Annotated in this window: 8 protein-coding genes; 3 read left to right on the forward strand and 5 right to left on the reverse strand. The window is 52.4% G+C overall.

Annotated features, from left to right (window positions below):
- The first annotated feature begins 344 nt into the window (after nucleotides 1-344).
- Together Pan161_RS14080 and Pan161_RS14085 are read left to right on the forward strand one after the other, a co-directional pair.
- Nucleotides 345-3248, forward strand: coding sequence for a beta strand repeat-containing protein (locus Pan161_RS14080; protein ID WP_197995867.1), 2904 nt, complete (start codon nucleotides 345-347; stop codon nucleotides 3246-3248).
- A 193-nt stretch (nucleotides 3249-3441) separates the two neighbouring features.
- Nucleotides 3442-5802, forward strand: coding sequence for a right-handed parallel beta-helix repeat-containing protein (locus tag Pan161_RS14085; RefSeq protein ID WP_197995868.1), 2361 nt, complete (start codon nucleotides 3442-3444; stop codon nucleotides 5800-5802).
- Nucleotides 5803-5852: 50 nt separating this feature from the next.
- Here the strand turns inward: Pan161_RS14085 and Pan161_RS14090 are convergent, their stop codons facing one another.
- Together Pan161_RS14090 and glnA are read right to left on the reverse strand one after the other, a co-directional pair.
- On the reverse strand, nucleotides 5853-7205 hold the full coding sequence (locus tag Pan161_RS14090; RefSeq protein WP_145228012.1) for a carbon-nitrogen hydrolase family protein: 1353 nt from the start codon (nucleotides 7203-7205) through the stop codon (nucleotides 5853-5855).
- 183 nt (nucleotides 7206-7388) lie between these two features.
- Complete coding sequence (glnA, locus tag Pan161_RS14095; RefSeq protein WP_145228014.1) at nucleotides 7389-8801, reverse strand: type I glutamate--ammonia ligase; 1413 nt, start codon at nucleotides 8799-8801, stop codon at nucleotides 7389-7391.
- A 402-nt stretch (nucleotides 8802-9203) separates the two neighbouring features.
- Here glnA and Pan161_RS14100 point away from each other — a divergent pair, with 402 nt between their 5' ends.
- Nucleotides 9204-10880 (forward strand): alkaline phosphatase, encoded by a 1677-nt coding sequence (locus tag Pan161_RS14100; protein WP_232103734.1) that lies wholly within the window; start codon nucleotides 9204-9206, stop codon nucleotides 10878-10880.
- A gap of 12 nt (nucleotides 10881-10892) precedes the next feature.
- On the opposite strand, the gene Pan161_RS14105 is transcribed toward Pan161_RS14100, so the two are convergent.
- The 3 genes from Pan161_RS14105 to mreC are packed head-to-tail and all read right to left on the reverse strand — an operon-like array spanning nucleotide 10893 to nucleotide 14670.
- The gene (locus Pan161_RS14105) at nucleotides 10893-13145 is read right to left on the reverse strand and encodes a penicillin-binding transpeptidase domain-containing protein (RefSeq protein WP_145228017.1); all 2253 of its coding nucleotides are present in this window, start codon (nucleotides 13143-13145) and stop codon (nucleotides 10893-10895) included.
- Between the two features lie 10 nt (nucleotides 13146-13155).
- Nucleotides 13156-13692, reverse strand: a complete 537-nt coding sequence (locus Pan161_RS14110) for a hypothetical protein (protein ID WP_145228019.1) — start codon at nucleotides 13690-13692, stop codon at nucleotides 13156-13158.
- Between the two features lie 12 nt (nucleotides 13693-13704).
- Nucleotides 13705-14670 carry a rod shape-determining protein MreC gene (gene mreC / locus Pan161_RS14115; RefSeq protein WP_145228021.1) on the reverse strand — a complete coding sequence of 322 codons (966 nt, stop codon included), beginning with the start codon at nucleotides 14668-14670 and terminating at the stop codon, nucleotides 13705-13707.
- Nucleotides 14671-14672 lie beyond the last annotated feature (2 nt).

The raw sequence follows: 14672 nt of genomic DNA on the forward strand, positions 1-14672 counted from the left end.
ACCGGCCCAACTGTCTGCAAATAAGACATGATATGTTGCCTTGGATGCTGGGTCTCGGTTCGGTCCAGAATACCACTGACTTGCTGCTTCCCTGAATGTTACACTAGAGCGTCTCACAATCTATTACACTCGGTCCAAATGGCCCTGGAGACGCTACAGCAAAAAACTGGACACAGTCTAAAATGCTGAACATCTAAATCCGTAACAGTATCCTATTTTGACTCACCGAACCTGAACAGAACCTGTTCGAGACTTGTGAACCACTGCAAATAATTGCAGTTCAGCGTGTGGAGCCTTTTAGACGACAGAGTTGATAACAATACACTGTCATTGGAATGGACTCCATGAAACGCATCTATCTTGCTTTATTGATCTCACTTAGTGCGCCGTACTCAATCTCAGCGGACACGCTCGATCCCTTTGTGGAGCCGGCGGGTGTTCCGCAGGAAGAGATCAACGGGGATGTCTCTGAACTCTTCGGCGATTCTGGCTGGTTTGGCCGTTATCGACCTCATTTCGGATACCGCTATGAAGCCGGCGACACCATCGGACGCATCGGCGGTCTTTCCTCCTTTGATGCCTTTTTCCCACTGCTGGAAGGGGAAGACAGCGACTGGCTGACTTTCATTGACGCGCGGCTGCTACTGGGTGACGACAATCATAATCTGGGTTCGAATGTTGGCGTCGGTGCCCGTCAATATATTCCCGATTATCAACGCACGATCGGGGCCTATATTTACTACGACACCCGTGACGCAGGTTATGCCAGCTTCGATCAGGTCTCCGGCGGTATCGAAACCCTGGGCGATATCTGGGATGCGCGGCTCAACTGGTACGTCCCTACCGGCCAGACACGCAATCAGTATGCAACGACACACACCAGTGGTGGGAGCTATAAATTCGTCGGTCATTATCTGACGGGGGGTACTTTTACCCGTTACTATCAGGCCGCGATGAAAGGCCTGGATATGGAAGCAGGTGCCAAATTCTACTCCAACGAATCAATGGACCTTCGCGCCTATGCAGGCTGGTACCATTTCCAGGCCAAAGGCAGTGAACAGGCCTGGGGTTGGAAGTCCCGGATTGAGAGCCGCATCTCTGATATGGTTTCATTGAATCTGGGCGTGCAGAACGATCGGGTTTTCAACACCACCGTCAACTTTGCAGTCGGCATCCAGTGGCCCAGTATCACTGGCCTGCGAGGAGGCCCCCGTTCTGACCTGAAAGCCTGGGATCGACTGGGTGAAAGCCCCGAACGACTCCGCAGCATTGTCGTTGCCAATCAGGAAATTCAGGACTCGGATGGCGGCCTTGTCATCGATCCGACCACGGGACTGCCTTTTTACTTCATGCATGTCGCCACCGGCGGAAACAGCGATGGTTCTTATGAAGACCCCTATGCCACGCTCGCAGCCGCCTTTGCTGATCCGCGCACACAACAGGGTAATGTGGTTGTCTACGATCACCGCAACGGTATGGAAACAGGCGACTTTACTCTCGCAAACAACACGCAGGTCCTTTCAGCAGGACCGACGCAGTTCATCACTTCCACCATCGGCCAGATCCAGTTACCTGACTCCGGCACTGGCATCAATCCCGATATCACGGGTAGCTTCACTCTGAATAACCGTAGCGTGCTGTCCGGGTTTGATATCACTACCACTGGTGCTGGTTCTTCGATTATTGCCAATGGCGTGGGGAACCTGATGGTCTCGAACAATACGATCAATCATAACGGAGCTGGTACGGCTATCAGCCTGACAAATTTAACAGGCCCCGCCACATTCGACCAAACCCCCCTTACGAAAACAGATGGTCTGGGCGTGTCAATTACGGGCAGCCAAAACGCGGCTGATGTGACCTTTACCAACAGCTCCATTACGAATACCAACGGTAATGCGGTTGTGATTGCGAATTCTGGCGGAACCATTGAGTTCGGTCAAATCACAACCACCAATGGATCGACGGCCGTTGATATCGACGACAGCTCCGCGAATATCACTATTGCCGAGTTGAACACCAGCAACACCACTCTGGCGCCACTCGATATCAAAAATGTCACAGGGAGCGTCACACTCAACGGCGGAACACTCGATAACAGTGGATTCTCTGCCGTCCAAATTGCTGACTCGAAGAATGTCACCATCAAAAACACTACCATCAACTCACCAACGACATATGGTATCATCGGATTGAATGTTGAGAACTTCAATTTCTCTAACAATACGATCAACAATGCCGACTCTGATGCCATTTCGGTGCGTGGTATTGGAAACGGCACCATCAGTGATAACACGATCAGAAGTATTGTGACCGCTTTCTCCACAGGTATCGATGTCACCCTCAATGGAAATGCGAATGTTGACATCGACAACAATACCATTACCAGTGTGATTGCGCTTGCCGGTTCGGGAATTGAAGTCACAGCCAGTTCCGGGGATGTGACGACACGCATCAGAGGCAACCAGATTACCAGTTTCGTGGACGCCTTCGGAAATGGGATTGATTTTACCAGTAACTCAACCGGTGCCGTAAATACCACGATTACCGGTAACACCATCACCAACACGGTGGGCGCATTTGGCGATGCCATCACATTCCACGGTACCGCGAATGGGGTGATGACCACCAACATTTCCAACAACACAATCAACAATACCGCGGGGGCCTTTGGAAATGCGATCAACGTGATTTACGATGATGGTTCTGCCACGACGATGATCTCGCAGAATACGATTGACTCCGACGATCTGGTGAACCTGTTTGGAACCAGCATTTATCTTAATTTGAATACAACAGGGACAACCACATCATATATCACCCAGAACACCATTTCAGACGACAACAATGCCGCCCTGTTTACAGACGGGATTGCCCTGGACGTGGATCGGGGCGTGAATCACAGTGCCTTCATCAACAATAACCAGATCGCACAATCGGGTGGCGTCTTTGACGATGGAATTGAGATCCTGATGAATAACGTCTCAGGCGCCTCGGCAACGGTGCAGGTGCAAAACAACCTGTTGAATGGCAGTGCTGGCATCGGCGGTCGCGGCCTGGATGTCGCTGTCTTCTCACCCGATACGATCTTTATGGATGTCACGGGGAATACAACGGACACTGCACTGGACTTCTTCGCCGGTGTGGGCGGTACAATCAACATCGACGATCTGCCGAACCTCCAGCCAAACAACAATGGTGCCACCATCAATCTGCTGGGACCGGGAACCATCCAGAACACTCCCTGATCTTTGTTGAATCAATGATCTGACAGCTTGTTGTGAGCCGAAGACTTCACTACACATCCTGTTTTAACTAACCGGAACAGGCCGCTTGTTCACACATGTTTTTTCTGAACTTTTCTTCAGCCCTCTCAATTCTGCGTCGAAGAATTTTCATAGGCTTTAAAAATAATGTGCTGCATCAAGTGGAATGGACTCCATGAAACTTTTCTCTCTCGGGCTGCTGATTTTGAGCTGCGCCCCCTGCTCGCTCCTGGCTGACTCTTCTGAAATTCTGCCCGCCCCGGAAACACAAAACGTGACCGGTGATGTGTCAGAACTCTTTGGCGACTCTGCCTGGTTCAGACGTTACCGTCCCCATTTCGGCTATCGCTATCAGGCCGGTGATACCATTGGTCGGATCGGGGGACTCTCTTCGCTGGATGGTTTTCTGCCTTTACTTGAAGCGGAAGATGGCAACTGGCTCACCTTTCTCGATGCGCGACTGTTACTGGATGATCAGAACCAAAACCTGGGGTCCAATGTGGGCTTGGGTGCCCGCCAGTACCTGCCGGAATGGGGACGCACGATCGGCGGATATGTGTACTACGACACCCGAGACACCGGCGCCACCAATTTCAGCCAGGTCTCAGGCGGCATTGAAACTCTGGGCGACCTGTGGGACGCGCGTTTGAACTGGTATGTGCCCACAGGCAACAGACGCGCGCTGGTCGGTACGACTCACACTCTCGGCGGACCCAGCCAGTTTGTCGGGCATTATCTCTATGGAGGGATTCTGACCCGCTACTATCAAGCCGCCATGACCGGCGTGGATATGGAAGCCGGCCGAAAAATATTAACAAGTCACTCCATGGATGTGCGGGCGTTTGCCGGCTGGTATCATTTTCAGGCACCCGGCAGCCAGCAGGCGTGGGGCTGGAAAACCCGCGTGGAGAATCGCATTTCTGATCTGATTGCTTTGAACCTGGGTGTGCAGAACGATCGCGTTTTCAATACGACTGTCAATTTTTCTGTCTCGATTACATGGCCGAGTATCACCGGGCGACGCGACGGCCTCAAAGCCGACATCCCGGCACGCGATCGCCTGGGGGAATCGCCGGAACGACTCCGCAGCATTGTGGTCGACAACCAGGCCATTCAGGATCCGAATGGCGGCTTATTGATTAATCCTTCCACAGGCAATCCGTATTACTTTATGCATGTCGCCAGTGGAGGCAACAGCGATGGCTCTTACGAAGATCCGTATGCCACGTTAGCAGCCGCCTTTGCCGATCCACGGACGCAGGCAGGTGATGTCGTCGTTTATGATCACCGCGGTGATTCTGAAACCGGCACATTCACCCTCTCCAGTCAGACCCAGGTCCTCTCGTCCGGCCCGACCCAGTTTTTGAATACGCAAATCGGTCAAGTGGCTCTGCCAGACTCAAACACCGGACTGACTCCCCGGATCACCGGAAATTTTGTCCTGGGAAGTGGCAGTGTGCTGTCCGGATTTAATATCACCAGTGGAGGCGCAGACCCGGCAGTCATGGCGGACGGCGTGCAGAATATCACCATTGCCAACAATACAATTACGAACGGTTCGACTTCGGGTATTGCCGTTGCTAATTCACAGGGCATTACCATTACAAATAACACCCTGCAGGATGTCAGCGATGACGCCATCGGTATCGAAAACAGTTCCGGAAACATCACTGTCAGTCATAACACGATCAAAAGTGTCGCCACGGCATTTGATAACGCGATCGATATTGAACTCAACGGCGATGCTGATGTGACCGTCGACAACAATCTCATTTCCAGTCTCGTGCAGACTTCTGACAACGGGATTAACGTCTCCACGACCGCCGGTGATATCACCACCCGCATTCGCAATAACCAGATCTCCGGCGTCGACTTCTCGCTGGTCGGCGGAGTCAGATACACGGGCAATTCAAGTGGGTTTGCACAGACGACGATCGCTGACAATATCATCCTGAACGATGACGATAGTATTGTTGGATCGGCCATTTTCAATGGAATCTATGTCAGTTATCTGAATGGGTCGGCCAATACAAATATCACGAATAACCAGATCGCCACCAATGATCATGCCACGAATGGCAGAGGAATCTGGCTGAACTACCAGACCAGCGGCACCACGACGACCACCGTCAATGACAATCTCATCTCAGACGATACCGACTCTAACGTCTTTTATTACGGCCTGATCGCCGAAATAAGCCAAGGCACGAACCATGACTTTTTCATCACCAACAACAAGATCGGACCCAACTATTATAATGTGCGTGTCGATGTCACAAATGGTGCAGCGGCAAATATGCGGGTCACTCAGAATATCTTCGCAGACAATGTCAGCACCAGTGGAGACCTGCTGATCTATTCAGAAAACGCCGGCTCTGATTTGACCATGCAGATCTTTGGCAACACGGCTCACAAACCATTCGACTTCACGACGAATGCAGGAGGCATCATCAGAATCCAGGACCTTTCTGATCTCTCAGCCAACAATAACGGAATCACCGTCAATACTACGGGTAACGTTGTGAATGCACCGTAGGTAAGATTGTAACAGAATTCATCACGCCCCGAGTGACTCGAACGCTGCGATCAGGGTTTTGGATCCACCACCGGGCGATGTCGTTCGATCTGAGATTTAAAATCTCCCAGGCTCTGCCAGTACAGTGGGTGATTCAGGTCTACCTCGGTGACCGCGACCGTGCCCCATTCCTTCGCCTGTGCCAGCGGTTTACCATCCTGTCCGTAAATCGCGGAGATCATCCAGTTGGAAGAAGTGTCCGTGTATGTGCTGCTGATGACGTACACATGATTTTCACACGCACGCGCTGCACCGAGCAGGGGATTGCAGCCCCAGACCGGCCAGGCGATGACCTCGGCTCCGTTCTTGCTCAGTTCGCGAGCGACTTCCGGAAAGAAGCCGTCGTAGCAGACCATCATGCCCACTTTTCCAAAACGGGTTTCAAACACCGGATATTCGTGACCGGGTGTGACTCCTCCTTCAATCTCGCCACGGGGAAGTGTGACTTTGCGATACTTTCCAACCACTTTTCCATCAGGGCCAATCAGCACCGCCACATTATAAACCAGATGCGCTGCCCGTTCGTAAAGACCAACGACAATATACAGGTCATGCTTTTTAGCCAGCTCGCCAAAGTACTTTGTGGAAGCCCCGGGAATTGGCTCCGCGGTTTCGGCATAAGACAAACCAGTGCCGTAAACCGTAATCGATTCCGGCAGCACAACCAGATCTGCTTTCTGTTCTGCAGCCTGCTCAATCAACTTCGCGAACTGGGCTGGCTTATCGGTCGGTTTTTTCCCTTCACGGGGTCGATGATGAATTGTCGCCAGACGTACGATGCGGGGCTGCAAATCTTTGGTCTGTTTTAAACTCATATCGCTCCACAGAATCTGTGAATGGGGTGGTCCCCAGCGAAAATGTAATTCGACTTGAACCTGCGTCGCTATTGCAGGAGCACGGTAGACCCCGGCAACCTTCGTCCAGCCCGAGTTTGTTTCCTGATCTCCTGGAAATTCGGGTTCTGCCCGCGGATGTTCTCCCGGTCGATAGGACGCGAAAGAAGGTTCGTCCCGCGTGACACGTTTTCCGTTTTGATCGAGCCAGATCAGGCGGGCTGTACCGGCACGGCGGATCAGGTCAATGCCTGCGGTTTTTCGCAGCGCTGTGAATTCATACGTCTTTCCCCCTTCGACAGGGAACAATTTCTGGATGTGTCCCATCAAGCCTTCGCGACCGTCAGCCTGGATCAGAAAGGCACCCCGCTGATCGGGTCCCGCATCCGCGTTCCAGGAAATGTCGGGACGCAGTTCTTCGCGAGGCGTCTTCGCCTGCCAGCCATCGTGCAATCCCGGTTCGCCTGCACGCCCAGACTGGTGAGAAAGCAGCAACACAAGTAAGCACAAAACGCCTGATGCGAGTTTCATGGGGACTTCTCCGGGAACTGATAATTGGTTCTGAAGCTGGTTACAGGAAGCAGGGACGACGCACCCACTTCCAATATCGTAACACAAGCGTCTTCACAACACAGCAAAAAACGCTGTTTTCGCCTTTGTGCAATGCAATTGGACCGCGAGCCGGGAATTTCCTAAATCTCAGAGTCGCCGTTTTTAAATGTCGTAGTACATGGCGAATTCGTAAGGATGTGGTCGCTCACGCAACGCAGCGACTTCCTGATTGGTTTTGTACCAGATCCAGGTATCGATGACATCTTCGGTAAAGACATCGCCGGTCAGCAGGAACTTGTGGTCGTCACGTAATGCCTGCAGCGCGTGTTCCAGTGAATCGGGTACGCTGGGAAGCTCGGCCAGTTCGTCCGGTTTCAGATCGTAGATATCTTTTTCGAGCGGATGTCCGGGATCGATCTTGTTCTGAATTCCGTCGAGCATCGCCATCAATACGGCTGACATCGCCAGGTAAGGGTTGGAAGAGGAATCGGGACAGCGGAATTCGAAGCGTTTGTTTTCGGGATGTGGACTGTGCACAGGAATGCGGATCGCCGCTGATCGATTGCGGTAACTGTAAGTCAAATTAATGGGAGCTTCAAAACCGGCAATCAGACGTTTGTAGCTGTTGGTGGTCGGGCAGCAGAAGGCAAAGAGCGCCGGCGCATGTTTCAGGATCCCGCCCATGGCGTACATGCCCATCTCGCTGAGTCCGCCATAACGCGAGCCGGCAAATAACGGCTTGCCATCTTTCCAGAGGGACATGTGCAGATGCAGGCCGGAACCGTTATCATTCCATAACGGCTTAGGCATGAAGGTAGCGGTTTTGCCATGTCGGACAGCGACATTCTTGACGATGTATTTGTATCGCAGCAGATTGTCAGCCGTCTTTAACAACGGCGCGTATTTCATATCGATTTCGCACTGACCGCCGGTCGCCACTTCATGGTGCTGGGCCTCGACGTCGACGCCGCACTCCATCAGCGCCAGCATCATCTCGGTACGGGCTTCCTGCAGGGTGTCCGCAGGAGGTACGGGGAAGTAACCTTCCTTATGGCGAATTTTATAGCCGGCGTTCTGGGTGCTGCCTGCCTTGCCACGATTCCACTGGCCTTCGATACTATCCACATGGTAATAGCATTCGTGCTCGTTCTGATCAAAACGCACGTCATCGAAGATAAAGAACTCGGCTTCGGGCCCAAAATTGGCGACATCGGCAATTTTTGTCGACCGCATGTAGCTTTCTGCTTTTCGGGCAACATTGCGCGGATCTTTGGCATAGTCTTCCCGGGTAATCGGGTCCTGAATATTACAGGTCATCACCAGAGTATTGGACATAAAGGGATCAACGAATGCGGTATCTGGTTGGGGCACAACCAGCATGTCGCTTTCATTAATCGCTTTCCAGCCACGCATTGAGGAGCCATCGAAACCGAAACCATCTTCGAAACTCTTCTCTGCCAATATCTTAGCAGGAATTGTGAAATGTTTTTGGGTTCCAGGGAAATCCATAAACCGTAAATCAACGGCCTGAATTTCCCGTTCACGACAGAGGGCGAGCACTTCCCGAGGAGTCATCTTGTTTTCCTGATCTGAGTAAGTCATTCCTTGAAGATTCTATGGTATTACAGAATATCTTAATAATGCAAAACATATACCATTCCTGAAATTTGCACAATTATCAGGCAATATGTATCGTTCGTACATGTTCTTTCTGATCTGACGGAGCTCTGTTTTCCTCATAATGACTGCTTCTACCCTGTTCCAGAGACAGCTCAGCAACACTATACATAAGAACCACAGGAGGGGATTTTCGTTACGCATCAAGCGTCGAATATTTTACGAAGCTGCTATCTCTGAAACTTAACCGAGGCTTCACACCACGCGCTTTACAAACAGTGACTGACTGTGACTATAATGATGCCACTCCTGCCGGTTTTCATCAACAACGATTTTGCTTTCATCTACCCAGAGGCTTTCATGAATTTTGCTGTTTCTTCCCGCCTGTTGATTCTGATCCTGTTGTTCAATCTGACTCCTGCCCAGGCGGAACAACCGACTGAAGATCACATTCGAAAGATCCAGACTGCAGCGATTAAGCATAAGAAGAGCCCGGTCGCCCACTGGGGCTTTGATCCGAATGACTATACCCAATGGTCCACTCATTCCCTGCGGCTGATTCCGGTCTACACCTTCGGCACCAAGAACGGTGTACCCGGTTATAATCTGAAGTCGTACAAAGGGAAAAACAGCCCTTATCGCGACAAAAAAAAACTCGAAGCCATTTATGGATTTCTGCCTGAGAATACGCTGAACCCGAAAGCTAAATATCTGGACCAGACCAACCTCTATGATATCCAGGAGGCAGCGCTCAAAGCGGGCAAAAAGAATATCATCCTGTTTGTATTTGATGGCATGGACTGGCAGACCACCCGCGCCGCAGCCCTGTATTACAACGCGGCTGACAAGTACAACAGCGGTCGGGGAACCGGTTTCCATTTTCAGGATTACTCGGCTGATGGCACCTCGCAGTTTGGTTACATGGTGACGGCGCCTCACAACGATGGCTCCAACGTGGATGTGAATGGCCAACGTGTTCTCAACGCAGGTGGAAAAATGCGTGGGGGATATAATGCAAAAAAAGGGGGCTCCAATCCCTGGACGGCAGGCAGCGATAAAAAATATCTGATTGGCAGCCCCGGTAACAAGTATGGCGAGCACGCTTACCCTGATTCGGCCAACACCGCCACTTCCATGACCGCCGGTATCAAGTCCTACAATAACGCGATCAACGTAGATCCCAATGGTGCCCCTGTTGCAACCATTGCACACGAAGCACAGGAGAAAGGTTATTCCGTTGGCGTTGTTACCAGTGTTCCCATTACTCATGCCACACCTGCTGCCACTTATGCACACAATGTCAGCCGTAACGACTATCAGGACCTGGCCCGCGACCTCTTGGGACAAACTTCAATTTCCCATCCGGAGCAGGCGATGCCTGGCCTGGATGTCGTGCTGGGGGGAGGCTTTGGCACGATGGAAAAACCGACCGGCGGCAAATCGCATGGCAAGAACTTCGTGCCCGGCTGGAAATACATTTCGGAAGAAACCATCAACAAGGCAGACGTCAAACAAGGTGGAAAATACACGGTCGCTTTAAGAACTCCCCAGGTCAAAGGGAAAGATGGCCTGAAACAGGCAACCGACGCCGCCATCAAAAATAAAACACGACTGCTGGGCGTGTATGGCGTCGAGAAATACGCGGCCCATCTCCCCTACCAGACAGCCAACGGCGATTACCAGCCCGCTCCGGGATTAAAGAACAGTTCTGAAGTTTACTCTGAATCAGATATCGCTGAAAACCCGACACTGGCTGATATGACTGAGTCGGCACTCGCCGTCCTCAGCCAGAACAAACAGGGTTTCTGGCTGCTGGTGGAAGCCGGAGATGTCGACTGGGCCAACCACGATAACAATCTGGATAACTCCATCGGCGCTGTCAAAAGCGGCGATGACGCGTTTAAGGTGATTACCGACTGGGTGGAGAAGAACAGCAACTGGGATGAAACCATCGTGATTCTCACCGCCGATCATGGACACTATCTGAATATTGATCAGCCGGAAGCGTTGATCCCGCAGAAAAAAGAAGCGAAGTAAAATCGATTGAATTCAGTTTGCCTGCAGTTTGCCTGCCGTGGATTGAAGTAATCCGGTATCGAGCATCGCCCGCACCAGTTTCTGTGCGACCGGTCCCGCGACACGGCTGCCGGAACCGCCATGTTCAATCACAACGGCAAACGCATATTTGGGTCGGGTGGCTGGTACAAAACCGGCAAACCAGGCGTGATCATTTTTGCCTCCGCCGGTCTCCGCGGTCCCCGTTTTTCCGGCGATGGAAATTTCTTTCATCCGTACCGTTTTGTAGCCGGTTCCGTGAGGATTCGCTACGACATCGATCAAGCCTTCCCGCACGCGTTCCAGGGTATCCGGATGAATGCCACTCACATAGCGCTGGGGATGAGAGATAATCTGTCTGGTGGTCGTCGTCGATTCTGCCGAGGGAACAATGCTGTAAGCCAGATGGGGGACGACCAGTTCGCCATTATTGGCAATCACCGCCATGAGCCGCGCGATCTGTAAAGGCGTGACTGTCAACCGGGATTGACCAATGGCAATGCCCAGTGTATCGCCGGGATACCAGGGAGACTTGCCTTTTTTCCTGTCGGATGAAGGGTCGGGCAGATGACCGCCGCGTTCGCCGGAAATATCAATGCCGGTCGGCTTGCCGAACCCCAGTTGATCGGCCCAGTGGCAGATCGTCTCCGGTCCCATCGTGCGGGCTGCCTGAAAAAAGTAGACGTTACAGGACTGGCATAACGCCTGTGTGAGATTAATGTCGTTGTGACCGACTCCATAGTGCCGGTAAATATAGTCGCGATGCCGATCAGGTCGGTCCAGGTAACCGCGGCAGGGATACATCTCATCCGGATCGATCTTGCCACTTTCCAGTAATGCGATCGAAGTCAGTGCTTTAAAGGTCGAGCCGGGGGGCAGCATCATCTGAGTGGCCCGGGGAAACAAAGGACGCCGTGGATCATCCAGCACCGCCTGCCATTCTTCCGGAGATGGATTCAGCAGTAGATTGAGGTCGTACCGCGGTGCAGATGCGGTCGCGACGATCGCGCCACTCCGTACATCAAGGACCACGATGCAGCCCCCTGTGGAAGGCTCAATCAGGGGTGAATCGTTTTCATCCTTCTGCTGCGCCAATTCGTCCAACGACTGATCCAGCAGATTCTGAACGTCTCCCTGCAGCCGTGTATTCAAAGTCAACACGACATCGTCACCCGATTTGGGTTCGCGAACGACTTCGCTGCGGATGATTTCGCCCTGCCTGTTTTTCACGACACGTTTTAAGCCACGCAACCCACGCAGGAATCGATCGTACGAGCGTTCGATCCCCATTTTGCCGATGCGGTCGCCTTCCTTGTAATCCAGCGGATCTCCGTCGGGATACTGTTCGCGTCTGGCAGCCAGCGTTTTTTCATCGATGCGATGTCGAATCCCCAGTTCGTGCGGGGCGATCGTTTTCTGCGGATACTCGCGGAGCGTTGCCACCTGGATATTCACGCCGGGAAAGTGCTCCGGATGGGCGGAAATCGCCAGTGCAATCTCACGGGGAATTTCTGACTTCACAGTATGGTAATCCAGCTCTTCACGGACGACAATCCGTTCCCGCTGTGGTCTTCGGGGTGGACGGGTTAATGTTTCTTTCAACAGTTTCCAGAACGCCTGCGGATAATCAGTCGGCGTTGTTTCAGCTTTTTTGACAGCCACTTCGACCGACTGCGTCTCCGCGCGCTTTTGTTCGGCTCTCTCATTCACGCTTTCAATAATATTTTCTACGCGTTTCTGAATCTCATTACCGGAAGCCAGCAAGTCCTGTTGAGGAACTTGCATCACCAATGCCAGTTCTTCCCACAACTGCTGACGACGCGCGAGCACTTTTTCGCGGGCCGCCTCGACTTTTTCTTTTTGACGACGCTCGACCGGTTTTAACAGTGTCAGCGCCTGCTGTTGTAACCAGCGTTCATTGGGCGGCTCTTCCAGCCAGCGGTAATGCACCTGCAGGTCGAAGCGTTCGACATCCATTGCCAGCACGCGTCCATCGATGGAGACAATACGTCCGTCTCGGCTGGGAATCGTCTCGAAGGATTCGGTCGTCTTGCCAAACTGCGAGTAAAAATGCTCGGCATTCATCATCTGAATGAACGCCAGCCGCCCACCAACCGCCAGCAGCGGTGCCAGCAGAAACAGACCCAGCAGACAGACCCGCAGACCAGGCAGACCATCCACCTGAAACGGATTACCGCTCGCTTCGCTTTCTGAATCCAGATGATTACTGCCGGGACGATTACGCATTGAGATTTATTTACTGATAGTATTGAGGGGAATAGGAGTCAGAACCGCTCCTGACAGTCGAAAGGTCAAAGGGCAACGGTTTGATTAGAATCAGTAAGAGCAGTCCCACCACAGCGGTCGCCAGACTGTTGCCTGCTGACTGTTGCAGGATGCTTGAGAGTTCAGAGATCAGTTCTGCTCCCGCTTCCAGATGATTCAAAATCTGAAACAGACCGTCGAATAAAAATGACAGCAACGCCAGCATCACAAATCGGCTGAAGAGTGAGCGAAGTTGAAAATGGATCTGTACGCGATAAGCAAGCCAGATCAGAATTGTCAGCAGCAATACTCCCGTACCGGGAATTGCGGAGTCAAAGGCTTCACAGACCAGTCCCGCCAGCAGTGCGCCGAGTATGACACGTGCATCGCGGAGCCAGAACAGAGCCAGGCCTGTTACCAACACGATCAGGTTGGGACGATATCCGTCGGGACTCAGTTCGGGAACCACACTGATCTGAGTAATCAGACAGACATATCCCAGCATAAGCAGGCTGAATAATTTCATCACTTGCGGTCCCCTTCAGTTAGCCAGCATCCGTCGCGGATTGATGATCTGTCGCAGCACACTGACCTGTTTGATATCAGACAGCGTGACGGCTGGCTCTACAATTATTTTCCAGTAAGGTGCCCCACGAGGCAGTTCTGCTTCCATCACGCGACCGTAATACATGGGCTGCCCCAGCGTGGACTGCATACTTAGCGGAAGCGCGCGATCGACTTCCCCCGTATAAACGTCCTGCCCGACCTGGATTGATTCGGTGGGTGGAATCTGCAGCAGTTCACATTTGCCTTCTCCCAGACCCACCAGAATTCCATCAGTGCCCAGCTGTAAGCCCTGCTCTGTCCGGCGGGCAATGCGTGCCGAGCCACGGTACTTGACCGACGTGATGGGAATCAGACTGCTGGTCCAGCTGCCGACTTCGTCAATTTTTCCGATGACTGCTTGCCCTGCATATAAGGCATACCCGGGTTTGATGCCTTGCGCGGTCCCCTGATCTATCAGAGGGTAATCGGATTCCAATACGAACGATGATTCGAACACTCCCTGCTCACGTCCCTGATTGAGCAACTGTCCTTCCCGTAACAGTGAGATCGCCGACTCGCCCAGAATCTGCGCTTCGAGCAGATCCGGAACCAGCAGACGGTCGCTGGACTGTGTCTGATAGTTGGGAACGCCTGTCTGTTTCAAGCGCTGTAACTCTTCGGAGAACTGCAGCGACTGCAACTCCAGCCTGCGGTTTGCCTGTTTACTGTCGGTCAACTGTCGTTCCAGCTGCGTCACACGCGGATCGGTCGCGTCCGCTTTTGCCACAGTCGCTTCCCAGGCTTTCATCTGCTGCACGAGTATCAAGCCGGGCCGGGCTGTATCGCGAATCAGATTATACAGCCGACTCGAATACTCTGCCGGCATCGCATACAGGCTGCCTGAAACCAGGAATGCCAGCAGGACCAGTTTGATTTCCGAAAACCGCGTTTCGCGTTTCATAG

It is taken from the genome of Gimesia algae (assembly GCF_007746795.1).
Classification (GTDB): Bacteria; Planctomycetota; Planctomycetia; order Planctomycetales; family Planctomycetaceae; genus Gimesia; species Gimesia algae.

Excerpts from the sequence above, each read along its gene's own strand:
- Pan161_RS14080 (WP_197995867.1), top strand. The coding sequence starts at position 345 with ATGAAACGCATCTATCTTGCTTTATTGATCTCACTTAGTGCGCCGTAC.
- Pan161_RS14085 (WP_197995868.1), top strand. The coding sequence starts at position 3,442 with ATGAAACTTTTCTCTCTCGGGCTGCTGATTTTGAGCTGCGCCCCCTGC.
- Pan161_RS14090 (WP_145228012.1), bottom strand. The coding sequence starts at position 7,205 with ATGAAACTCGCATCAGGCGTTTTGTGCTTACTTGTGTTGCTGCTTTCT.
- glnA (WP_145228014.1), bottom strand. The coding sequence starts at position 8,801 with ATGACTCCTCGGGAAGTGCTCGCCCTCTGTCGTGAACGGGAAATTCAG.
- Pan161_RS14100 (WP_232103734.1), top strand. The coding sequence starts at position 9,204 with ATGAATTTTGCTGTTTCTTCCCGCCTGTTGATTCTGATCCTGTTGTTC.
- Pan161_RS14105 (WP_145228017.1), bottom strand. The coding sequence starts at position 13,145 with ATGCGTAATCGTCCCGGCAGTAATCATCTGGATTCAGAAAGCGAAGCG.
- mreC (WP_145228021.1), bottom strand. The coding sequence starts at position 14,670 with ATGAAACGCGAAACGCGGTTTTCGGAAATCAAACTGGTCCTGCTGGCA.